This is a genomic window from Thauera aromatica K172, from assembly GCF_003030465.1.
Lineage (GTDB): Bacteria > Pseudomonadota > Gammaproteobacteria > Burkholderiales > Rhodocyclaceae > Thauera > Thauera aromatica.
The window spans coordinates 1,432,104-1,448,412 of the sequence record NZ_CP028339.1 but is presented as its reverse complement, the minus strand read 5'-3'; the positions used below and the strand labels follow the sequence as shown (position 1 = coordinate 1,448,412).

Here is a 16,309-nt window from a genome sequence, read left to right as displayed (position 1 = left end):
GCGGCGGTTTCGCAGCGGGCGCTCAGCGCAGCGAGAACTTCACCTGGCCGCCCTCGCCGGCCGGCTCGACCCGGGGTTCGAGGAGGAAGATGCGCTCGCCCGGCACCTTGCCTTCTTCCACCAGCCAGTCGCGCACCGCCTGTGCCCGCTGGCGGGCGAGCGCGTGCAGTTCGGCATCACCGACGGCGACGTTGGCGCGCATCAGCGCTTCCATTTCCGCCTCCGGCAGATCCTTGGCCAGGCCGATCAGGTTGCGCGGCTTCTTGAAGTCGGCCTCGCGGTAAGCCTTCTTCAGCAGCTCGGGATACTCTCCGGCGCCGATCTCGATTTCCTCGATCGACGGGGCTTCTTCTCCGCGTGCGATCAGCGCCTTCAGCTTCTGTGCGCGCACCGCCCGGTCGAGGCCAGCCTGGCGCAGGCCGTCGCTGTCGACCGCCGGATCGGCGCGGCCGGTAACGTCCAGACGCAGCGCCGGCCGGTCGATCAGCGCCTGCGCCAGGGTGGCGAGCTTGTCCTGCTGAGCCTCGCCGGGGCGGGCGTGGCCGGGCGCAAGTTCGAGGGTGGCCAGATCCTCTGCGCCCCCCAGCGCCGCACCAAGCAGCGCGAACGGCGAAGTGAGGGCCTTGCCGATCAGGTTGAACAGCATCTTCACCACCAGGCCGAAAACGCTGAACTCGGGGTCGTCCAGCGTGCCGCTGACCGGCAGGCGCAGGTCGATCTCGCCGCGACCATTCTTGAGCAAGGATACCGCCAGCTGCACCGGCAGGTTCACCGCGTCCGGACTGTCGATCTTGTCGCCGAAAGTCAGCTGATCGAGGAAGATCCGGTTGGTCGCCGTCAGCCGGCGGTCCTCGATCTTGTAGTTCAGCTCGGCCGACAGCTTGCCGCGGGAAATGCCATAGCCGACGTACTTGCCCGAATAACCCGACAGCCCGGTGAGTTCGAAATCCTTCACCGTGGCGAGGAGGTCGAGATGGGCGTCCTGGCGGAAGGGGTTGAGTTCGCCGGTGATGCTCAAAGGTGCGGCCTTATCCACCTTGCCGCTGAGGTCGAGCCGGGCGATCGTGTCCTCGGCGGTCGACAGCCCCACCAGCGCGCCGGCCAGATCGGTCAGGTTGGCATCGTAGTTCGGCTGGATGAAACGGTCGCTGAAGGCGACGTTGCCGCGCGTGACCTCGATGCGCTCGATGCGCACCGGCGGCGGAGGCGAAGCCGGTGGCGCCAGCTCGACGCTGCGGGCGGCCGCCGCCGGTCCGGTCCCGGCCACGGCGCCGTCGCTTCCGGGCTCGGCAGGCGCCGAAGACGGCGCAGCGCCGGCGGGCGCTTCACCGCGCACGGCGCCGATCTCGCGCAAGTTGAGCCGGCCGTTCTCGTCCAGGATCAGCCGGGTATGGAAATCATCGAGCGCGACGCGCTCGATGGCGAGCGAGAAAGGTTCGAGGCGGGCATCGATCCCGCCCACGCGCAACGTCCGCCAACGCACGAAATCGGTCGCATTCAGGCGGTCGACCGAAGCGAAGCCGGCCACTCCCAGGTCGCCGCGAAAAGCGCCCAGCAACTGCCCCCGGCGCCCGCTCCGGAGCGTGAGCCGGCCCTGGCTGGTGAGGCTGCCGCGCGAAATGGCGACGCTCGTCTGCTCGAGCACGTAGGGCTGCAGCGGGAGCAGGTCGACGCTGCGCAGGTCCAGGCGCAGGTCGGCCTTCAGCGGCTCCAGCGCCAACGCTCCCGAGACACCGACGCGGCCGCGCCGGTTGAGGCGGGAATCGAGCTTGATCCGGCTGCTGTTGCCCTTTGCGGTGGAAAAACCGTCGAGCTCGAACTGGATGTCGTTGACCGTGGTGACCACCGGCTTCGCCACCGTCCGGTCCTCGACCCGGAGCGAGGCGGCCTGCAGCGCGAGCTTGTCCACCGCCACCGTCCACTCCGGAGCCACCGGTTTCGCTGCGCCCCCCTTGATGGCGCCCTTGCCGGCGCCCTTGCCGGCGCCGTTGCGGGAGCCGCCCGGCGCGGCGGCAAACAGGCGCATCAGGTCGAATTCGCCGTCTTTCTGGCGGACGGCGGACACGGCCGCGCCCCTGACATCGATCCCCGCCACCGCCAGCTTGCGCCCGGCGAGGTCGACGCTGGCCTCGCGCACGTCGAGCTCGGGCAGTTTCACCGCGGCATCCTTGCTGCCCTTGAGCGCGAGGGCGAAATCGCGCAGCGACAGCGCCTGGGCGCCGAATCCGAATACGGGCTCGCCCTCGGCCCCGCGCGCGGCGCGGTAGTGGACGCTGCCGCCGAGGCGGCCGGTGCGCACCTCGGCACCGGGCAGAACATCAGCGAGATAGGGGGCATAGCGCGCAAGCTGCAGCGCTTCGAACTGGAGCTGGCCATCGAGTTCGAAGGGCTGCAGGCGCAGCTGGCCCTCATGGTGGAAGCTTTCGCCGGCATCGCTGGCGTAGTCGAGGCGGATCCCGGCGGGCAGGTCGCTGACCGTCGCCAGATCGCGCACGTCGAGGTTGATCGCCTCAATGCGGGTGCGGAAAGGCGTGGCCAGGCTGCGATCCTCGAAGCGGATCACGCCGTCACGGATACGCGCCAGGGCGAGGAGGAAATCCGGGGGCCCGGCATCCGCTCCGCTCCCCGAAGCCTTCGCTTCGGCACCGGCGCTGCCGTCTTCCTGCGCGGCGCCCGCCTCGTCCGTTTTCCGCCGTGCCGGTTCCGGGGGCAGAAGGTCGAGCACGTTCAGCCCTCCGTCCTGGAGCCGGACGATGTCGAATTCGGGCTGCACCAGGCGCAAGCGGGTGAAGTGCCAGCGTCCGGCCAGGGGCTGAACGTCGGCGAGTTCGAGTTCGGCTTCGGCTGCGGCCGCCAGCGGCGCGCCGCGGCGGTCCTGGAGCACGAGCTTGTCGACGCGGACCGGGCCACGCAGCACGACCTCGGGCGCGGCGTCCGGCATCTGGCGGAACGACAGTTCGAGATTGGTGCTGAGCAAGGCCGAAGGCAGGCGGAAACGCTGCTCGCCGGGCAGGTAGGCGAGCCAGGGAGCCAGATCGAACGCCTCGAGGACGACGTCCACCACGGTTTCCTGGCTCTCGGCGAAAGGTTTGGTGCGCGCGCTGAGCAGCAGCGGGTCGCCATTGAGCGTCGCCGACAGCGAAGGCTGGACGAAGGTCTCGACCCGCACCGGCAGATTCGACACGAAAGGCACGCCGAGATCGATGTCGGCCAGTTCGTGGGTCAGGGCGCGCGGCCGGTCCTCGACCGTGATCTGCCCCCCACGGATGCGGATGTTGCCGATCGAGAACGGCAGCGGCCGACCGTCGCCGGCCGTGCGCTCCTCTCCCTCCACGGCCGCGATGCGCGCGGCGACATCGGCCCAGTTATGCCGGCCGTCCTGGTCGAGGACGAGCTTGAGGCGCGGCCCGACCAGTTCCAGTTCGCGCAGCACCGGTCCCCGGCGCACGATCGACTCGAGTTCGAAATTGGCGCGCAGGGAATCGAAAGCCAGCGCTTCGCCCTCGCCTCCCGACTCCATCACCTCGAGCCCGCCGATCTCGGCGCTCAGGCGGAAAGGATTGACCAGCACCCGATCGATGCGGACTTCGCGGCCGAGCATATCGGCGAGCAGCTTCTGCCCGTAATGCCGGGCAATCGGTGGAACCGCCAAGTAGGCGATGGCGGCGACGGCCAGCACCGCCCCCATGCCCCACAGGGCCCGCCGGCCCCGGCTCCGCCGGTGCGGGACGGCGCTCGAGTCGGTGGTGGTATCAGACATGAAAGGCTCCAACGAGTAAGTTTGTAAGGCACGCCGCCACGGCAGGCACCGTCCCGGATGCCGTTCCACATGCGCCCGCATCGCGCACCCGGCCCCGGGCGGAGGCGGCTCGGCAACGCCGTCCTGCGGCTTGGCTGCCGGGCGCGATTCTATCGGTCTTGGCCAGCGTCACGAAGTCGATTTCCGCCAAAGGACCAGCCTTTCCAGCATAGCAAGCCCGTCCGCTCCGGACACCGCCCCGCTCACCCATCCACGCCCCCCGGATGGCGGCCGGAGCTGCGCAGCAGCGGCAGCAAGCTGAGCGCCTGGAGCACGATCAGGCCCGTGAAACCGAACCGCAGCGCGGCGCCCAAGCCATGCCCCTGCGACTGCAGCAGATCGAGCGCGAGCCCCAGCCCCCACTGGACCACGAACGCACCGGTGAAGGCCATCAGGTTGATCGCCGTGCTCACGCGCCCGAACAGGCTCGGAGGAAAGGCGCGCGACGCCGCCAGGTAGGTCTGCGAATTGGCCGCGGAAAGCAGCCCGAACACGAACCACAGCAGCGGCGCCGGCCCGGCCGAGAACAGGATCGCGACCTGCACCGCAAGCACACCGGCATAGCCCCAGCGCAGCAGCGCGAGCGCCCCGATGCCCCTGTGGGCAAGCCGCACCCCCATCAGCCCGATCGACAGCTGGCCGCACAGGCTGCCCAGGTTGAGCACCACCAGCATCGCTGCGGCCTGGCCCAGGTCGAAGCCGTCGACGTGCATCAGCCAAGGCACGACCCACAGACTCTGCAGCGCCATGAATCCACCGACGAAGAACGTCGACGAGGCGGCAAAGCGCAGGAACGCCGGCGTCACGTAGATTCCCGCCACCACGCGCAGCGCATCGCCGAGCGAGCCCCGCGGCGCGATGCCGCCACCGCCGGCCTCGGGCAGCGAACGCCACAGCAGCACCGATGCGAAGAGCGCAGTTGCGGCAATCGCCCAGAACACGCCGCGCCAACCGAGAAACGGCAACACCGCTTCCACCGGCACGCTCGCGGTGAGTGCGCCGAGAGCACCCGCGGCCATGATGAAGCCGATCATCGAGCTCTGGCGCTCCGGCGGATACCACAGCGCGAAGCCCTTCAGCGCCGCCATCAGGCAGGCCGATACGCCGACGCCGATCAGGGCTCTGGCGAGACCGAGGCCCGCGAGCGAGTCGCCGAGCGCGAACAGGCCGGAGCCGAGCGCGGTAAGCAGCAGCAGCGCCGCCTCCACCCGGCGCGGCCCGAAGCGGTCGAGCGCCATTCCGACCGGGATCTGCGCCAGTCCAAAGGCAAGGAAATAGGTGCTGGTGAGCAGGCCCAGGCTGGCCGCCGTCAAACCCAGCGCTTCAGTCAGGGCAGGGGAAATGACCGCATTCACCGTGCGCAGCAGATAGGAGAGGTAATACCCGAGCGCGAACGGCAGGAAAATCCGCAGCCATGCGCGGGAATCGCCGGCGCCGACCCGATCGTCATCGACCATGCGAATCATCCACAGCAAGACAAATCATCATCCCCGTACGCCCCCCGCACCATGCCGCGTGCAAGGATGATGCCATGCAAACTGTTGATGCCCAAACGCTCTTGACTTGCATCAATGCCCTTCCACGGTCGCTGCGGAGAATGCAGCCCATCGACCACAGGAGGTAATGATGACCACGATTTCCGAGCTGATGACCCACGACCACCGCGACTGCGACCACGTTTTCGCGCGCGCCGAAGAGCTCGCATCGGACGGCGACTGGGGCGGCGCGGCAGAAGCGCTGAACGAATTCTCGAATGCGCTCAACGCCCATTTCGAGGCCGAAGAGACGAAGCTTTTCCCGGCTTTCGAAGCGGCCACCGGCATGACCCATGGCCCCACCGCGATGATGCGCAGCGAACACCAGGGCATGCGCGAAGTGCTCGCCGCGCTGCAGTATGCGCTCGACAAGCAGGACGCGGACGACTTCTCCGGCGAAGCCGAGACTCTGCTGATCATGATGCAGCAGCACAACATGAAGGAAGAGAGCGTGATCTACCCGATGCTCGACACCCGCCTTCCGACCGAAGAGCAGCAAAACCTGTCGACCGCCGTCGGCAAGCAGCTGAGCGAGGCGCGGAGCGCATGAGCGGCCGTGTCGTCGATGCGCGCGGCCTCGAGCCGCCGGAGCCCTTCGAGCGCGCGATGGAAGTACTGCTGACACTGGCCAAGGGAGAAGATATGCTGCTGATCCTCGACCGCATGCCGCATCCGCTGCTGCGCATCCTCGACCGCGACGGCTATCGTCACGACGAAGTCTATCGTGACGACGGCGCAGTCGAAATCCGCATCGTCCAGCCATGATGGCCCGTCCCGCCATGGGCGGCGCAAATCCCGGCCTCGCCTACGATGACACCCCCCCCTTCTCGGCGCCACTGCGGTTTTTCCTGACCGCACCGCTGTTCGCCATCGCCGCCGGCGCAGTATTGCTGTTCGGCGGCGACATTCTGGTTTCGCGCTGGACCCCGGGCACGCTCGCCATCGTGCACCTGTTCGCCGCGGGGTTCATGCTCCAGGTCATGCTCGGCGCCCTGGTGCAGGTCATGCCCGTGGTCGCCGGCGCCAACATGCCCGCGCCGCTTCGCACTGCCGGCACCACCCACGTCCTGATGACGCTGGGTACGGGTTCGCTGGCATACGGGCTCGGCGCAGGCCATCCCGACGTCCTGCTGGCCGGGGCGGGAATGCTCCTGCTCGGCCTCGCCACCTTTCTCGGCGCCGCGGCCGTCGGCCTGCGCAAGGGGGCGACCACCGGAACGAATACGCGCACGCCGCGCGACCTGCGGCTCGCCTTCTTCGGGCTCACCGTCACCGCCACGCTCGGTCTGTTGCTGTCGCTGACGCTCGGCCGCGGCCTCCAGCTGCCGCTGCCGCTGACCACGCTGGTCAACCTGCACGCCGGCTGGGGTTGGATGGGCTGGGCCGCAGTGCTGCTCGCCGCCACGAGCTGGGTCGTCGTGCCGATGTTCCAGATCACCGCCCCCTACCCGCAGCGCTTCACCACGTTCTGGGCCCCCGCAGTAACCGCACTGCTGCTTGCGTGGTCGGCCAGCGCATTTTTCGGAGCGACCTGGCCCGGCATCGCCGCGCTGATCGCCCTCATGCTGCTCGGTGCGAGCTATGCCGGGATGACCTTGCGGTTGCAGGCCGGTTCGCGCCGCAGCAAGCTCGACACCCCCTTCCTCGCCTTCCGCCAGGCGATGTATTCCGCGCTGGCTGGCATCGTCGTCCTGCTCGTCGCACTCTGGACCGATGCCGACTACTGGTCGGTGCTCGCCGGGATCCTGGTACTGCACGGGGGTTTCGGCGGCACGATCACCGCGATGCTTTACAAGATCGTGCCCTTCCTCGCCTGGCTGCACCTGACCCAGAGTGGCGTGAAGGCGCCCAACATGAAAAAGCTGCTCCCCGATGTCCATATTCGCAGGCAGCTGAAGGCACGTACGTTCAGTCTCGGTGCGCTCTGCATCGCCGTCTTCGTACCGTTCCTCGCACCGCTTGCCGGAGCCTCGCTGATGGTCGAGTTCGGCTGGCTGCTACTCAATCTGACCCGTGTCGTGCGCGCACGCCGCGCCGCCCTGCTGGCTGCGCCCACTCGAGCTGAAAGCCGCGCCGGTGGGTGATCCGGCGCATTTTGGCGATTGCCCGCCCGGCATCGAAAATTCTCGAAAAGATGTTTGACGGCGGCTCTTTCGGACTGTATAGTTCGCGGCTCTCGGGGTGTAGCGCAGTCCGGTAGCGCGCTTGCTTTGGGAGCAAGATGTCGGGGGTTCGAATCCCTCCACCCCGACCAGCTCGCACCCCGATTGCCCGCAGGAAGCTGCCCGTAGCTCAATTGGATAGAGCACCGGCCTTCTAAGCCGGGGGTTGCAGGTTCGATCCCTGCCGGGCAGGCCAGAGAAGTTTCGAGCTGTGGATTCACCGCGGCTCATCAGTGGCGGCATTAGCTCAGTTGGTAGAGCACTGGATTGTGGCTCCAGAGGTCACCGGTTCGAAACCGGTATGTCGCCCCATCGAATTCAAGCAGCCGAAAGCGGTACCCGGCAGGCGCAGAAAAACGCCGCCATCCCCGCAAGCCCCCGCCCCGGGGGGCTACGCTCCGGTGCCGATACTTGGATCGCTTCCTGCCCAGCGTCCCCTCGGGCGGATCTGTCTTTCTCATCCACGCACGCTTCTGCAACGCCCGTCCCCGGTTGTGCGCCTGGCGCCATTCCGCTCCGGCCACGCCGACATCCAGCACGGCGTAATAGGTGCGTTACAATTTTCCGCTATAAATACAAACTTCGCATTCGCCCCACGGAGCCCATGAAAAACCACCCCACCGAGAGCATCCAGAACACGAGCCCACGTTATCACCGCCTGCGGAAGGACGGCCTGTACCATCCGATTCCGTTTCTGTTCGTCACCGACAGAATGTGCGACGACATCCTTGATGAGCGTGAAATGCTACTGGCCTCGTTGCCCACTGCGACGCACGACCGCCAGAAGGCGCTCTTCGCCGGCAACGACCCCAGGGCGAGCTCCAAAGCATTCAAACACCTGCTGCGTAGATTCGGCTACCCTTTCACCAACCGACTCACCGCCTGACCCAAACGGGGCGTTACGTTTCCTAGCGAGCCGCACCCGCCATACCGCGAAGCGTCTTGCCGCACGCAGCCCGATCGAACCACAAGGAGTGCAAAAGGGTCCATGCCCTTACTTCAAGCCGTCAGTGACAAGCGCTGCATCAGTTGCGAACGCTGGCACGGCCGCCGAAAACCAGCCAGCGAAGCCGACGCGGTGGAAGTCGAATCGAACGCCACCAGAGGGCTGTGCATCCACGGACCGTGGCACCGCAGCATCCGTGGCGTGCGCAATGCCTGCGGCCACTGGCTGCGCTGGTCCGCCCTGTCCGGGACAGCGCAGCCTCGCGGCGCCGAAGCCCGGCGCCTTTTCTTGCCGTGCCTGCCCGATTCTGCTATTAAGTCGGGTCTCTTCATTCACCAACACGGAAGTTGATTCATGGCTGACGATACCCTGCACAAGCAATTCCCGCCCTATGTACCTGCGGCCGGCGAGGAATACATGAGCGAAAAGCAGCTGGCCCACTTCCACGAGATCCTGAGCTCGCTGAAGGGTGAGTTGATGGAGGACATCGAGCGCACCGTGCACACCATGCAGGATGAAGCCACGGTGTTCGCCGACCCCAATGACCGCGCCAGCCAGGAATCCGACATCGCCCTCGAACTGCGAAACCGCGACCGTGAGCGCAAGCTGATCAAGAAGATCGACGAGGCGCTGGGCCGCATCAACGAGGGTGAGTATGGCTACTGCGACAGTTGCGGCGTAGAGATCGGCCTGAAGCGCCTGGAGGCCCGTCCGACGGCGACCATGTGCATCGACTGCAAGACGCTGGAAGAGATGCGGGAACGTCAGGTGGCGAAGTAAGCGCAATGCGCCTGCGGATACAGGCTTGAGTGCAATGAAAAAAGGACGCCGCGGCGTCCTTTTTTCATTTGTGCTTCATGTGCGCGAAGGGCAAGCGCCGCCCGTACAGCCCGGGCGGCGAAGATCCGGCTCCGCCCGGGCGGTCAGGCGTTTTCGCTCAGCAGCGCCTTCATGCTCAGACGGATCTTGCCGCGCTCGTCGGTCTCGAGCACCTTGACGCGCACCACCTGGCCTTCCTTGACGTAGTCGGAGACGTTATTCACGCGCTCGTTGGCGATCTGGGAAACGTGCAGCAGGCCGTCGCGGCCCGGCATGATATTAACGATTGCGCCGAAATCGAGCAGGCGCAGCACCGTACCTTCATAGACCTTGCCGATCTCGACTTCGGCGGTGATCGCTTCGATCTTGGCTTTCGCGGCCTGCGCACCTTCGGCGCTGACCGAGGAGATCTTGATCGCACCGTCGTCCTCGATCTCGATCACGGTACCGGTCTCTTCCTGCAGCGCGCGGATCACCGCGCCGCCCTTGCCGATCACGTCGCGGATCTTCTCCGGGTTGATCTTCATGTTGATCATGCGCGGCGCGTACTCCGAGACCTCGCCACGGCTGCTGCCCAGCGAGCGCTGCATCAAGCCGAGGATGTGCAGACGGCCTTCCTTGGCCTGCTCGAGCGCGGCATGCATGATTTCTTTGGTGATGCCCTGGATCTTGATGTCCATCTGCAGGCCGGTGATGCCGTTCTCGGTGCCGGCAACCTTGAAGTCCATGTCGCCGAGATGGTCCTCGTCGCCCAGGATGTCGGTCAGCACCGCGAAGCGGTTGCCTTCCTTGATCAAGCCCATGGCGATGCCGGCGACGTGGTTTTTCAGCGGCACGCCGGCATCCATCATCGCCAGAGAGCCGCCGCAAACGGAGGCCATCGAGCTCGAGCCGTTGGACTCGGTGATTTCGGAGACCACCCGCACGGTATAGGAGAACTCTTCCGGCTTCGGCAGCATCGCCACCAGCGAGCGCTTGGCGAGGCGGCCGTGGCCGACTTCGCGGCGCTTGGTGATACCGAAGCGACCGGTTTCGCCGGTGCAGAACGGCGGGAAGTTGTAATGCAGCAGGAAGCGTTCCTTGTACTCACCGGCGATCGCATCGATGATCTGCTCGTCGCGGCCGGTGCCCAGAGTCGCGATGACCAAGGCCTGGGTCTCGCCACGGGTGAACAGCGCCGAACCATGGGTGCGCGGCAGCACGCCGGTGCGGATTTCGATCGGACGTACGGTGCGCGTGTCGCGGCCGTCGATGCGCGGTTCACCATCGAGGATGCGGCTGCGCACGATGCCGGCTTCGAGGGTGAAGAAGATGTCCTTGATCTCGTTGATCGACGGCGGAGCGTCGGCACCTTCAACCAGTTGCGCCATCGTGCGCTTGCGGATCTCGGACAGGCGGGCCGAGCGCTCCTGCTTGCTGGTGATGCGGAAAGCCTCTTCCATCTCGGCCTTGGCGAGTTCGGTGACACGGGCGATCAGCGATGCGTTGGCGGGCGGGGCCTGCCAGTCCCACTCGGGCTTGCCGGCGACTTCCACCAGTTCGTTGATGGCACGGATGGCGGTCTGCATCTGCTCGTGGCCGAACACCACTGCACCGAGCATGACATCTTCGGGCAGTTCCTTCGCTTCGGACTCGACCATCAGCACCGCGGCGTGGGTGCCGGCCACGACCAGGTTCATCTGGCTCGTCTGCAGCTCGGTCGCGGTCGGATTGAGGACGTACTGGCCGTCGAGGTAGCCGACGCGGGCAGCGCCCACCGGGCCATTGAAGGGCAGGCCGGAAATCGCCAGGGCGGCCGAAGCACCGATCATCGCCGGAATGTCGGAATCGATTTCCGGGTTCAGCGACAGCACAGTGACGATGACCTGGACTTCATTCATGAAGCCTTCGGGGAAGAGCGGGCGGATCGGACGGTCGATCAGGCGCGAAGTGAGGATTTCCTTCTCGCTCGGACGCCCTTCACGCTTGAAGAAGCCACCGGGAATGCGCCCTGCGGCGTAGAACTTCTCGACGTAATCGACGGTGAGCGGAAAGAAATCCTGGCCCGGGCGGGCTTCCTTGGCACCGACCACGGTGGCCAGCACCACGGTTTCGTCCATGTTGACAATGACGGCGCCACCGGCCTGACGGGCGACTTCGCCGGTTTCCAGGGTGACGGTGTGCGCCCCATAGGCGAATGTTTTCTTGATTGCAGTAGGCAAGATGAATTCCTTTATCGTTGATTGCAGCGGACTACAACTGCATGCCGCGCCCTTCCCCGAGAAGGGCGGCGCGGAAAGGCGGCGTCGAAACCCGGACGCCAAACGGCAAAAAGCCGGTGCGGCCGCCTGGGCACACACCGGCTTTCCTGGCTTACTTCGCCCTGATCGGCACTGTCGGGCTGGTCACGGGCGGCAATTACTTGCGCAGGCCGAGACGCTCGATCAGATTGCGATAGCTGTCGGCGTTGCGGCCCTTGAGGTAATCCAGCAGCTTGCGGCGCTGGCTGACCATCTTCAGCAGCCCGCGGCGGGAGTGATGATCCTTACCGTGCTCCTTGAAGTGGGGGGCGAGCCCGTTGATGCGGGCGGTCAGGAGCGCGACCTGGACTTCCGGCGAACCGGTGTCGCCTTGGGCGCGCTGGAAGTCGGAGACGATCTTCGACTTGGATGCGGTATCAAGAGCCATGTGTGTCTTTACTCGTATTTTCTGCCAATCAGAAGCCGCGGATTATACCCATAGCGGCGCCATAAACTCAATCGAAATCGTGCCTGCGCTTCAAGCACCGGCACGCGGCTCGTCGCCGGTCGCGATCAGGCGGCGCGGCGCGAGCCGGCCGTCGTCCTGCCACTGTCCGAGGCCGAGAAAACCGGCAGGCCCATACACGCGCGATATTTTCCCGGCCTCGCCGGAAGTGCCTGTCGCCAGGCTCAGCACGCGCCCCTGCAGCAGCCCGCGGGCGGCGTCGGCATCGAGTTCGAGCGCGGGGAAATCCGCCACCAACGCATCGACCGGGGCGAGCAGGCGGTCGCGCTCGACTTCGGCCGCGGCTTCGAGCTGCGCCAGCGTGACCGCTTCATCGACCCGGAAACGGCCGATCGCGGTGCGCCGCAACCCGCACAGGTGGGCACCGCAACCGAGCGCGGTGCCGATATCCATCGCCAGGCTGCGGATGTAGGTGCCCTTGCTGCAGGCAACGCGAAGCGTGAACCGATCGGCATCGAAGGAGAGCAGATCGAGGGCATGGATGCACACCCGGCGCGGCGCACGCTCGACTTCGATGCCGGCCCGGGCGTATTCGTACAAGGCCTTGCCGTCGCGCTTGAGCGCGGAATACATCGGAGGGATCTGCTCGATTTCACCGCGAAAGCATGCGAGCACGGCTTCGAGCTGCGCTCCCGCGACCGCCACCGGGCGGGTGGCGACAACCGCACCTTCGGCATCGCCCGAATCGGTCTCGATGCCGAGCTGGACAACGGCCTCGTAAGTCTTGTCGGCATCAAGCAGGATCTGCGAGAACTTCGTCGCTTCGCCGAAGGTCAGCGGCAGCAGTCCGCTCGCCATCGGGTCGAGCGTACCGGTATGGCCGGCCTTCGCCGCACCGAGCAGGCGGCGCGCGGTCTGCAGCGCGGCATTGGAGCTGAGCCCCTGCGGCTTGTCGAGCAGCAGCACGCCGTCGACCACCCGGCGCACGATCTTGCGCTGCACCCGCTGCGGTCGACGCGGACGCGAGGTCGCGGCCGCCTCAGGCGTGCTTGCCGTCATCATCGCTGGCGGAGTCCGGCGCCGGAGCGGCCCCGTCCTGGTGGCGCGCTTCGTCCTCGCGGACCACCGTGTCGATCAGCTGCGAAAGGCGGGCGCCCTCCTCGACCGACCGATCGTACTGGAAATGGAGCTCGGGAATGGTGTGGATACGGATCCGCCGACCCAGCTCGCGGCGCAGGAAACCGCTCGCGCGGCGCAGCCCCTGGAGGATTTCGGGGACATCGCCGGCGCCGGTCATCGAAGTGAAGAACACCTTCGCGTGGGCGTAATCGGGCGTGATCTCGACATCGGTCAGGGTGATGAAGCCGACGCGCGGATCCTTCACTTCGAGCCGGATCAGCTCGGCCAGCTCGCGGCGGATCTGCTCGACCACGCGCTGACTGCGGGAATACTCCTTGGGCATCGTCTACAGCGTCCTCGCCACTTCCTTGATCTCGAACACCTCGAGCTGGTCGCCTTCCTTGATGTCGTTGTAGTTCCTGAGCTGGAGGCCGCATTCGTAGCCGAACTTGACTTCCTTGACATCGTCCTTGAAGCGTTTCAGCGACTCGAGCTCGCCGGTCCAGATCACGGTGTGGTTGCGCAGCAGGCGGATATGCGAATTGCGTCGCACCACCCCTTCCAGCACGTAGCAGCCGGCGATCGAGCCAACCCTGGAAATCGTGAACACCTGGCGGATCTCGACCAGGCCGGTGACTTCCTCGCGCTTCTCGGGCGCGAGCATGCCGGACAGCGCCGCCTTCACCTCGTCGACTGCGTCGTAGATGATGTTGTAGTAGCGGATATCGACATCGAAGCTCTCGGCCAGCTTGCGTGCACCGGCATCGGCCCGGGTGTTGAAGCCGATGATGACCGCGCCCGAGGCCTGTGCGAGGTTGACGTCCGACTCGGAGATCGCCCCCACCGCAGCGTGGATCACGTTGACCCGTACCTCGTCGGTGGACAATTTCTGCAGCGACTGCACCAGGGCTTCCTGCGAGCCCTGGACATCGGCCTTGATGATCAGCGCCAGGGTCTTGACCTCGCCTTCGCCCATCTGCTCGAACATGCTCTCGAGCTTGGCCGCCTGCTGCTTGGCGAGCTTGACGTCGCGGAACTTGCCCTGGCGGAAGAGCGCGATTTCGCGCGCCTTCTTCTCGTCGACGAGGGCGATCGCCTCGTCACCGGCCGCCGGGACATCGGACAGGCCGAGGATCTCGACCGGAATCGAGGGGCCGGCCTCGTCGATCTGCTTGCCGTTCTCGTCGAGCATGGCGCGGATGCGGCCGAAGGTCGCGCCCGCGAGCAGCACGTCGCCCTTCCTCAGGGTGCCCGACTGCACCAGCAGCGAAGCGACCGGGCCGCGCCCCTTGTCGAGGCGGGCCTCGATGATCAGGCCCTTCGCTGGAATGTCGACCGCGGCGGTCAACTCCAGCACTTCGGCCTGCAGCAGAACGGCTTCGAGCAGCTCGTCGATGCCGGTCCCCTTCTTCGCCGACACCGGCACAAACATCGTGTCACCGCCGTAGGCTTCGGGAATCACCGACTCGGCGATCAGTTCCTGGGTGACGCGCTCGGGGTTGGCGTCGGGCTTGTCGATCTTGTTGATCGCCACCACCAGCGGCACGCCCGCCGCCTTGGCGTGGTGGATGGCTTCGCGCGTCTGCGGCATCACGCCGTCGTCGGCCGCCACCACCAGGATGACGATGTCGGTGGCCTTGGCGCCACGGGCACGCATCGCGGTAAACGCCTCGTGGCCCGGAGTGTCGAGGAAGGTCAGCATGCCGCGCGCGGTCTCGACGTGATACGCGCCGATGTGCTGGGTGATGCCGCCGAATTCACCGGCCGCGACCTTCGCCGTCCGGATGTAGTCGAGCAGCGAAGTCTTGCCGTGGTCGACGTGGCCCATGACCGTGACCACCGGCGCACGCGGCAGCAGCTCGGCATCCTTGAGCTCCTCGTTTTCCTCGAGGAAAGCGTCGGGGTCGTCGAGCTTCGCGGCGAGCGCCTTGTGACCCATTTCCTCAACCACGATCATCGCGGTCTCCTGGTCGAGCACCTGGTTGATCGTGACCATCGAGCCCATCTTCATCAACGCCTTGATGACCTCGGTCGCCTTCACCGCCATCTTGTGGGCGAGATCGGCGACGGTGATGGTTTCGGGCACATGGACTTCGCGCACGATCGGTTCGGTCGGCGCCTGGAACGACGAGCGATCTTCCTGATGGCGGCCGTGACGACCGCCGCCCTTGCCCGCTCCGCGCCAGTTGCTACCCGTGGTCGCGCCCACTTCGCCGCGCGTTTTCAGGCCGCCGCGACGCTTGCTGCCGCTGTCGGCCTCGCGCGCCGGCGCCGCCGCACCACGCCGCGCGTCGCGACTGGCGGCCGGTTTGTCTTCGGTCTTCGCCGGTCGATGGAGGGTGCCGGTGGTGGATTTGGCCGGCTTCGCGGGCTCTTCCTTTTTCTGCTGCTCGGCACGGATGCGGGCTTCTTCTTCGGCGCGGCGGGCTTCGGCCGCCGCGCGCGCGGCCGCTTCACGTTCCTGGCGTGCGCGCAGGTCGGCCGCCTGGCGCTCCTTCAGGGCCCGCAGGCGTTCGTCATCGCGCTTGCGGGCGGCGATTTCTTCATCGCCGAGAATTTGACTGAGCGGCAGGGGCTTGGTCAGGACGATGGTCGTCGTCGGTGCCGCCTGCGGCAGCTCGGCAACCGGCGCAGCCGCTTCATTGCCGCTGGCGGACGCTTCCGCCGGCACCGGTTCAGCGGCCTCGGGCGCGGCAACCATTTCGGTCGTCACCGCTTCGGCAGGGGCCGGCGCCTGAGCTTCGACAGGTGCTGGCACGTGGACTTCGGACTGCACCGGAACCTCGGCGACGGCTTCCGCAGGCACTTCGGCCACCACCCCGGCTTGCGCTTGCTCGAGCGCTTCCTCCGGGAACTCCGGTGCGACTGCAGCGGCAAGCACCGATTCAGACACGGCAGCCGCTTCGCTCGCTTCTGCGCCCGCTTCCCCTTGCAGATCATCGCGTTTGACGAAGGTGCGCTTCTTGCGCACTTCGACCTGGACCGTGCGCGCGCGACCGGTCGAATCGGTCGCGCGGATTTCGCTCGTCTGCTTGCGCGTCAGGGTGATCTTGCCTTTGGGCTGGACATCGCCATGCGCCCGGCGCAGGTATTCGAGCAGCCTCGCCTTGTCCTGTTCGGTGAGCAGATCGGTGGGGCCGGTTTTTTCCACGCCCGCACGCTTCAACTGCTCGAGCAGCGCCGCGGCCGGCATTTTCAGTTCGCCGGCAAACTGGGTCACGCTCATTTGTTCCATTACTGCCCT

At 66.4% G+C, this 16,309-nt stretch carries 12 protein-coding genes and 3 tRNA genes; 8 read left to right on the top strand and 7 right to left on the bottom strand.

Annotation, left to right across the window (positions count from 1 at the left end; all coding sequences use genetic code 11):
- Positions 1-22 precede the first annotated feature (22 nt).
- Together Tharo_RS06895 and Tharo_RS06890 are read right to left on the bottom strand one after the other, a co-directional pair.
- On the bottom strand, positions 23-3,760 hold the full coding sequence (locus Tharo_RS06895; protein WP_107220566.1) for a DUF748 domain-containing protein: 3,738 nt from the start codon (positions 3,758-3,760) through the stop codon (positions 23-25).
- Positions 3,761-4,002: 242 nt separating this feature from the next.
- Positions 4,003-5,256, bottom strand: a complete 1,254-nt coding sequence (locus Tharo_RS06890; RefSeq protein ID WP_245881023.1) for an MFS transporter — start codon at positions 5,254-5,256, stop codon at positions 4,003-4,005.
- Between the two features lie 169 nt (positions 5,257-5,425).
- On the opposite strand from Tharo_RS06890, the gene Tharo_RS06885 reads away from it, so the two are divergent.
- The 8 genes from Tharo_RS06885 to dksA all read left to right on the top strand — a co-directional run bounded on the left by Tharo_RS06885 (position 5,426) and on the right by dksA (position 9,222).
- Entirely contained in the window at positions 5,426-5,884 is a 459-nt protein-coding gene (locus Tharo_RS06885) for a hemerythrin domain-containing protein (protein WP_107220565.1), read from the top strand.
- Complete coding sequence (locus tag Tharo_RS06880; protein ID WP_107220564.1) at positions 5,881-6,099, top strand: DUF2249 domain-containing protein; 219 nt, start codon at positions 5,881-5,883, stop codon at positions 6,097-6,099. Before Tharo_RS06885 ends, Tharo_RS06880 begins: the two co-directional genes overlap by 4 nt.
- A complete protein-coding gene (locus tag Tharo_RS06875) occupies positions 6,096-7,418 on the top strand; it encodes a hypothetical protein (protein ID WP_245881022.1) in 1,323 nt (440 codons plus the stop codon). Before Tharo_RS06880 ends, Tharo_RS06875 begins: the two co-directional genes overlap by 4 nt.
- Before the next feature lie 93 nt (positions 7,419-7,511).
- Positions 7,512-7,588: transfer RNA gene (locus Tharo_RS06870), tRNA-Pro, on the top strand.
- Positions 7,589-7,615: 27 nt separating this feature from the next.
- Positions 7,616-7,692: transfer RNA gene (locus Tharo_RS06865), tRNA-Arg, on the top strand.
- Between the two features lie 40 nt (positions 7,693-7,732).
- A tRNA-His gene (locus Tharo_RS06860) sits at positions 7,733-7,808 on the top strand.
- Between the two features lie 292 nt (positions 7,809-8,100).
- On the top strand, positions 8,101-8,382 hold the full coding sequence (locus Tharo_RS06855; RefSeq protein WP_107220562.1) for a hypothetical protein: 282 nt from the start codon (positions 8,101-8,103) through the stop codon (positions 8,380-8,382).
- 414 nt (positions 8,383-8,796) lie between these two features.
- Entirely contained in the window at positions 8,797-9,222 is a 426-nt protein-coding gene (dksA, locus tag Tharo_RS06845) for an RNA polymerase-binding protein DksA (protein WP_107220561.1), read from the top strand.
- Positions 9,223-9,365: 143 nt separating this feature from the next.
- On the opposite strand, the gene pnp is transcribed toward dksA, so the two are convergent.
- From pnp to infB, 5 genes are all read right to left on the bottom strand, one after another.
- A complete protein-coding gene (pnp, locus tag Tharo_RS06840; protein ID WP_107220560.1) occupies positions 9,366-11,462 on the bottom strand; it encodes a polyribonucleotide nucleotidyltransferase in 2,097 nt (698 codons plus the stop codon).
- A 196-nt stretch (positions 11,463-11,658) separates the two neighbouring features.
- Positions 11,659-11,928, bottom strand: coding sequence for a 30S ribosomal protein S15 (rpsO, locus tag Tharo_RS06835; RefSeq protein WP_075148455.1), 270 nt, complete (start codon positions 11,926-11,928; stop codon positions 11,659-11,661).
- 90 nt (positions 11,929-12,018) lie between these two features.
- The gene (gene truB / locus Tharo_RS06830) at positions 12,019-13,005 is read right to left on the bottom strand and encodes a tRNA pseudouridine(55) synthase TruB (RefSeq protein ID WP_245881053.1); all 987 of its coding nucleotides are present in this window, start codon (positions 13,003-13,005) and stop codon (positions 12,019-12,021) included.
- A complete protein-coding gene (gene rbfA / locus Tharo_RS06825) occupies positions 12,986-13,408 on the bottom strand; it encodes a 30S ribosome-binding factor RbfA (protein WP_107220558.1) in 423 nt (140 codons plus the stop codon). The genes truB and rbfA overlap by 20 nt, the downstream gene beginning before the upstream one ends.
- 3 nt (positions 13,409-13,411) lie before the next feature.
- Positions 13,412-16,300, bottom strand: a complete 2,889-nt coding sequence (infB, locus tag Tharo_RS06820; RefSeq protein ID WP_107220557.1) for a translation initiation factor IF-2 — start codon at positions 16,298-16,300, stop codon at positions 13,412-13,414.
- Positions 16,301-16,309: the final 9 nt, after the last annotated feature.

Excerpts from the sequence above, each read along its gene's own strand:
- Tharo_RS06895 (WP_107220566.1), bottom strand. The coding sequence starts at position 3,760 with ATGTCTGATACCACCACCGACTCGAGCGCCGTCCCGCACCGGCGGAGC.
- Tharo_RS06890 (WP_245881023.1), bottom strand. The coding sequence starts at position 5,256 with ATGGTCGATGACGATCGGGTCGGCGCCGGCGATTCCCGCGCATGGCTG.
- Tharo_RS06885 (WP_107220565.1), top strand. The coding sequence starts at position 5,426 with ATGACCACGATTTCCGAGCTGATGACCCACGACCACCGCGACTGCGAC.
- Tharo_RS06880 (WP_107220564.1), top strand. The coding sequence starts at position 5,881 with ATGAGCGGCCGTGTCGTCGATGCGCGCGGCCTCGAGCCGCCGGAGCCC.
- Tharo_RS06875 (WP_245881022.1), top strand. The coding sequence starts at position 6,096 with ATGATGGCCCGTCCCGCCATGGGCGGCGCAAATCCCGGCCTCGCCTAC.
- Tharo_RS06855 (WP_107220562.1), top strand. The coding sequence starts at position 8,101 with ATGAAAAACCACCCCACCGAGAGCATCCAGAACACGAGCCCACGTTAT.
- dksA (WP_107220561.1), top strand. The coding sequence starts at position 8,797 with ATGGCTGACGATACCCTGCACAAGCAATTCCCGCCCTATGTACCTGCG.
- rpsO (WP_075148455.1), bottom strand. The coding sequence starts at position 11,928 with ATGGCTCTTGATACCGCATCCAAGTCGAAGATCGTCTCCGACTTCCAG.
- truB (WP_245881053.1), bottom strand. The coding sequence starts at position 13,005 with ATGACGGCAAGCACGCCTGAGGCGGCCGCGACCTCGCGTCCGCGTCGA.
- rbfA (WP_107220558.1), bottom strand. The coding sequence starts at position 13,408 with ATGCCCAAGGAGTATTCCCGCAGTCAGCGCGTGGTCGAGCAGATCCGC.
- infB (WP_107220557.1), bottom strand. The coding sequence starts at position 16,300 with ATGGAACAAATGAGCGTGACCCAGTTTGCCGGCGAACTGAAAATGCCG.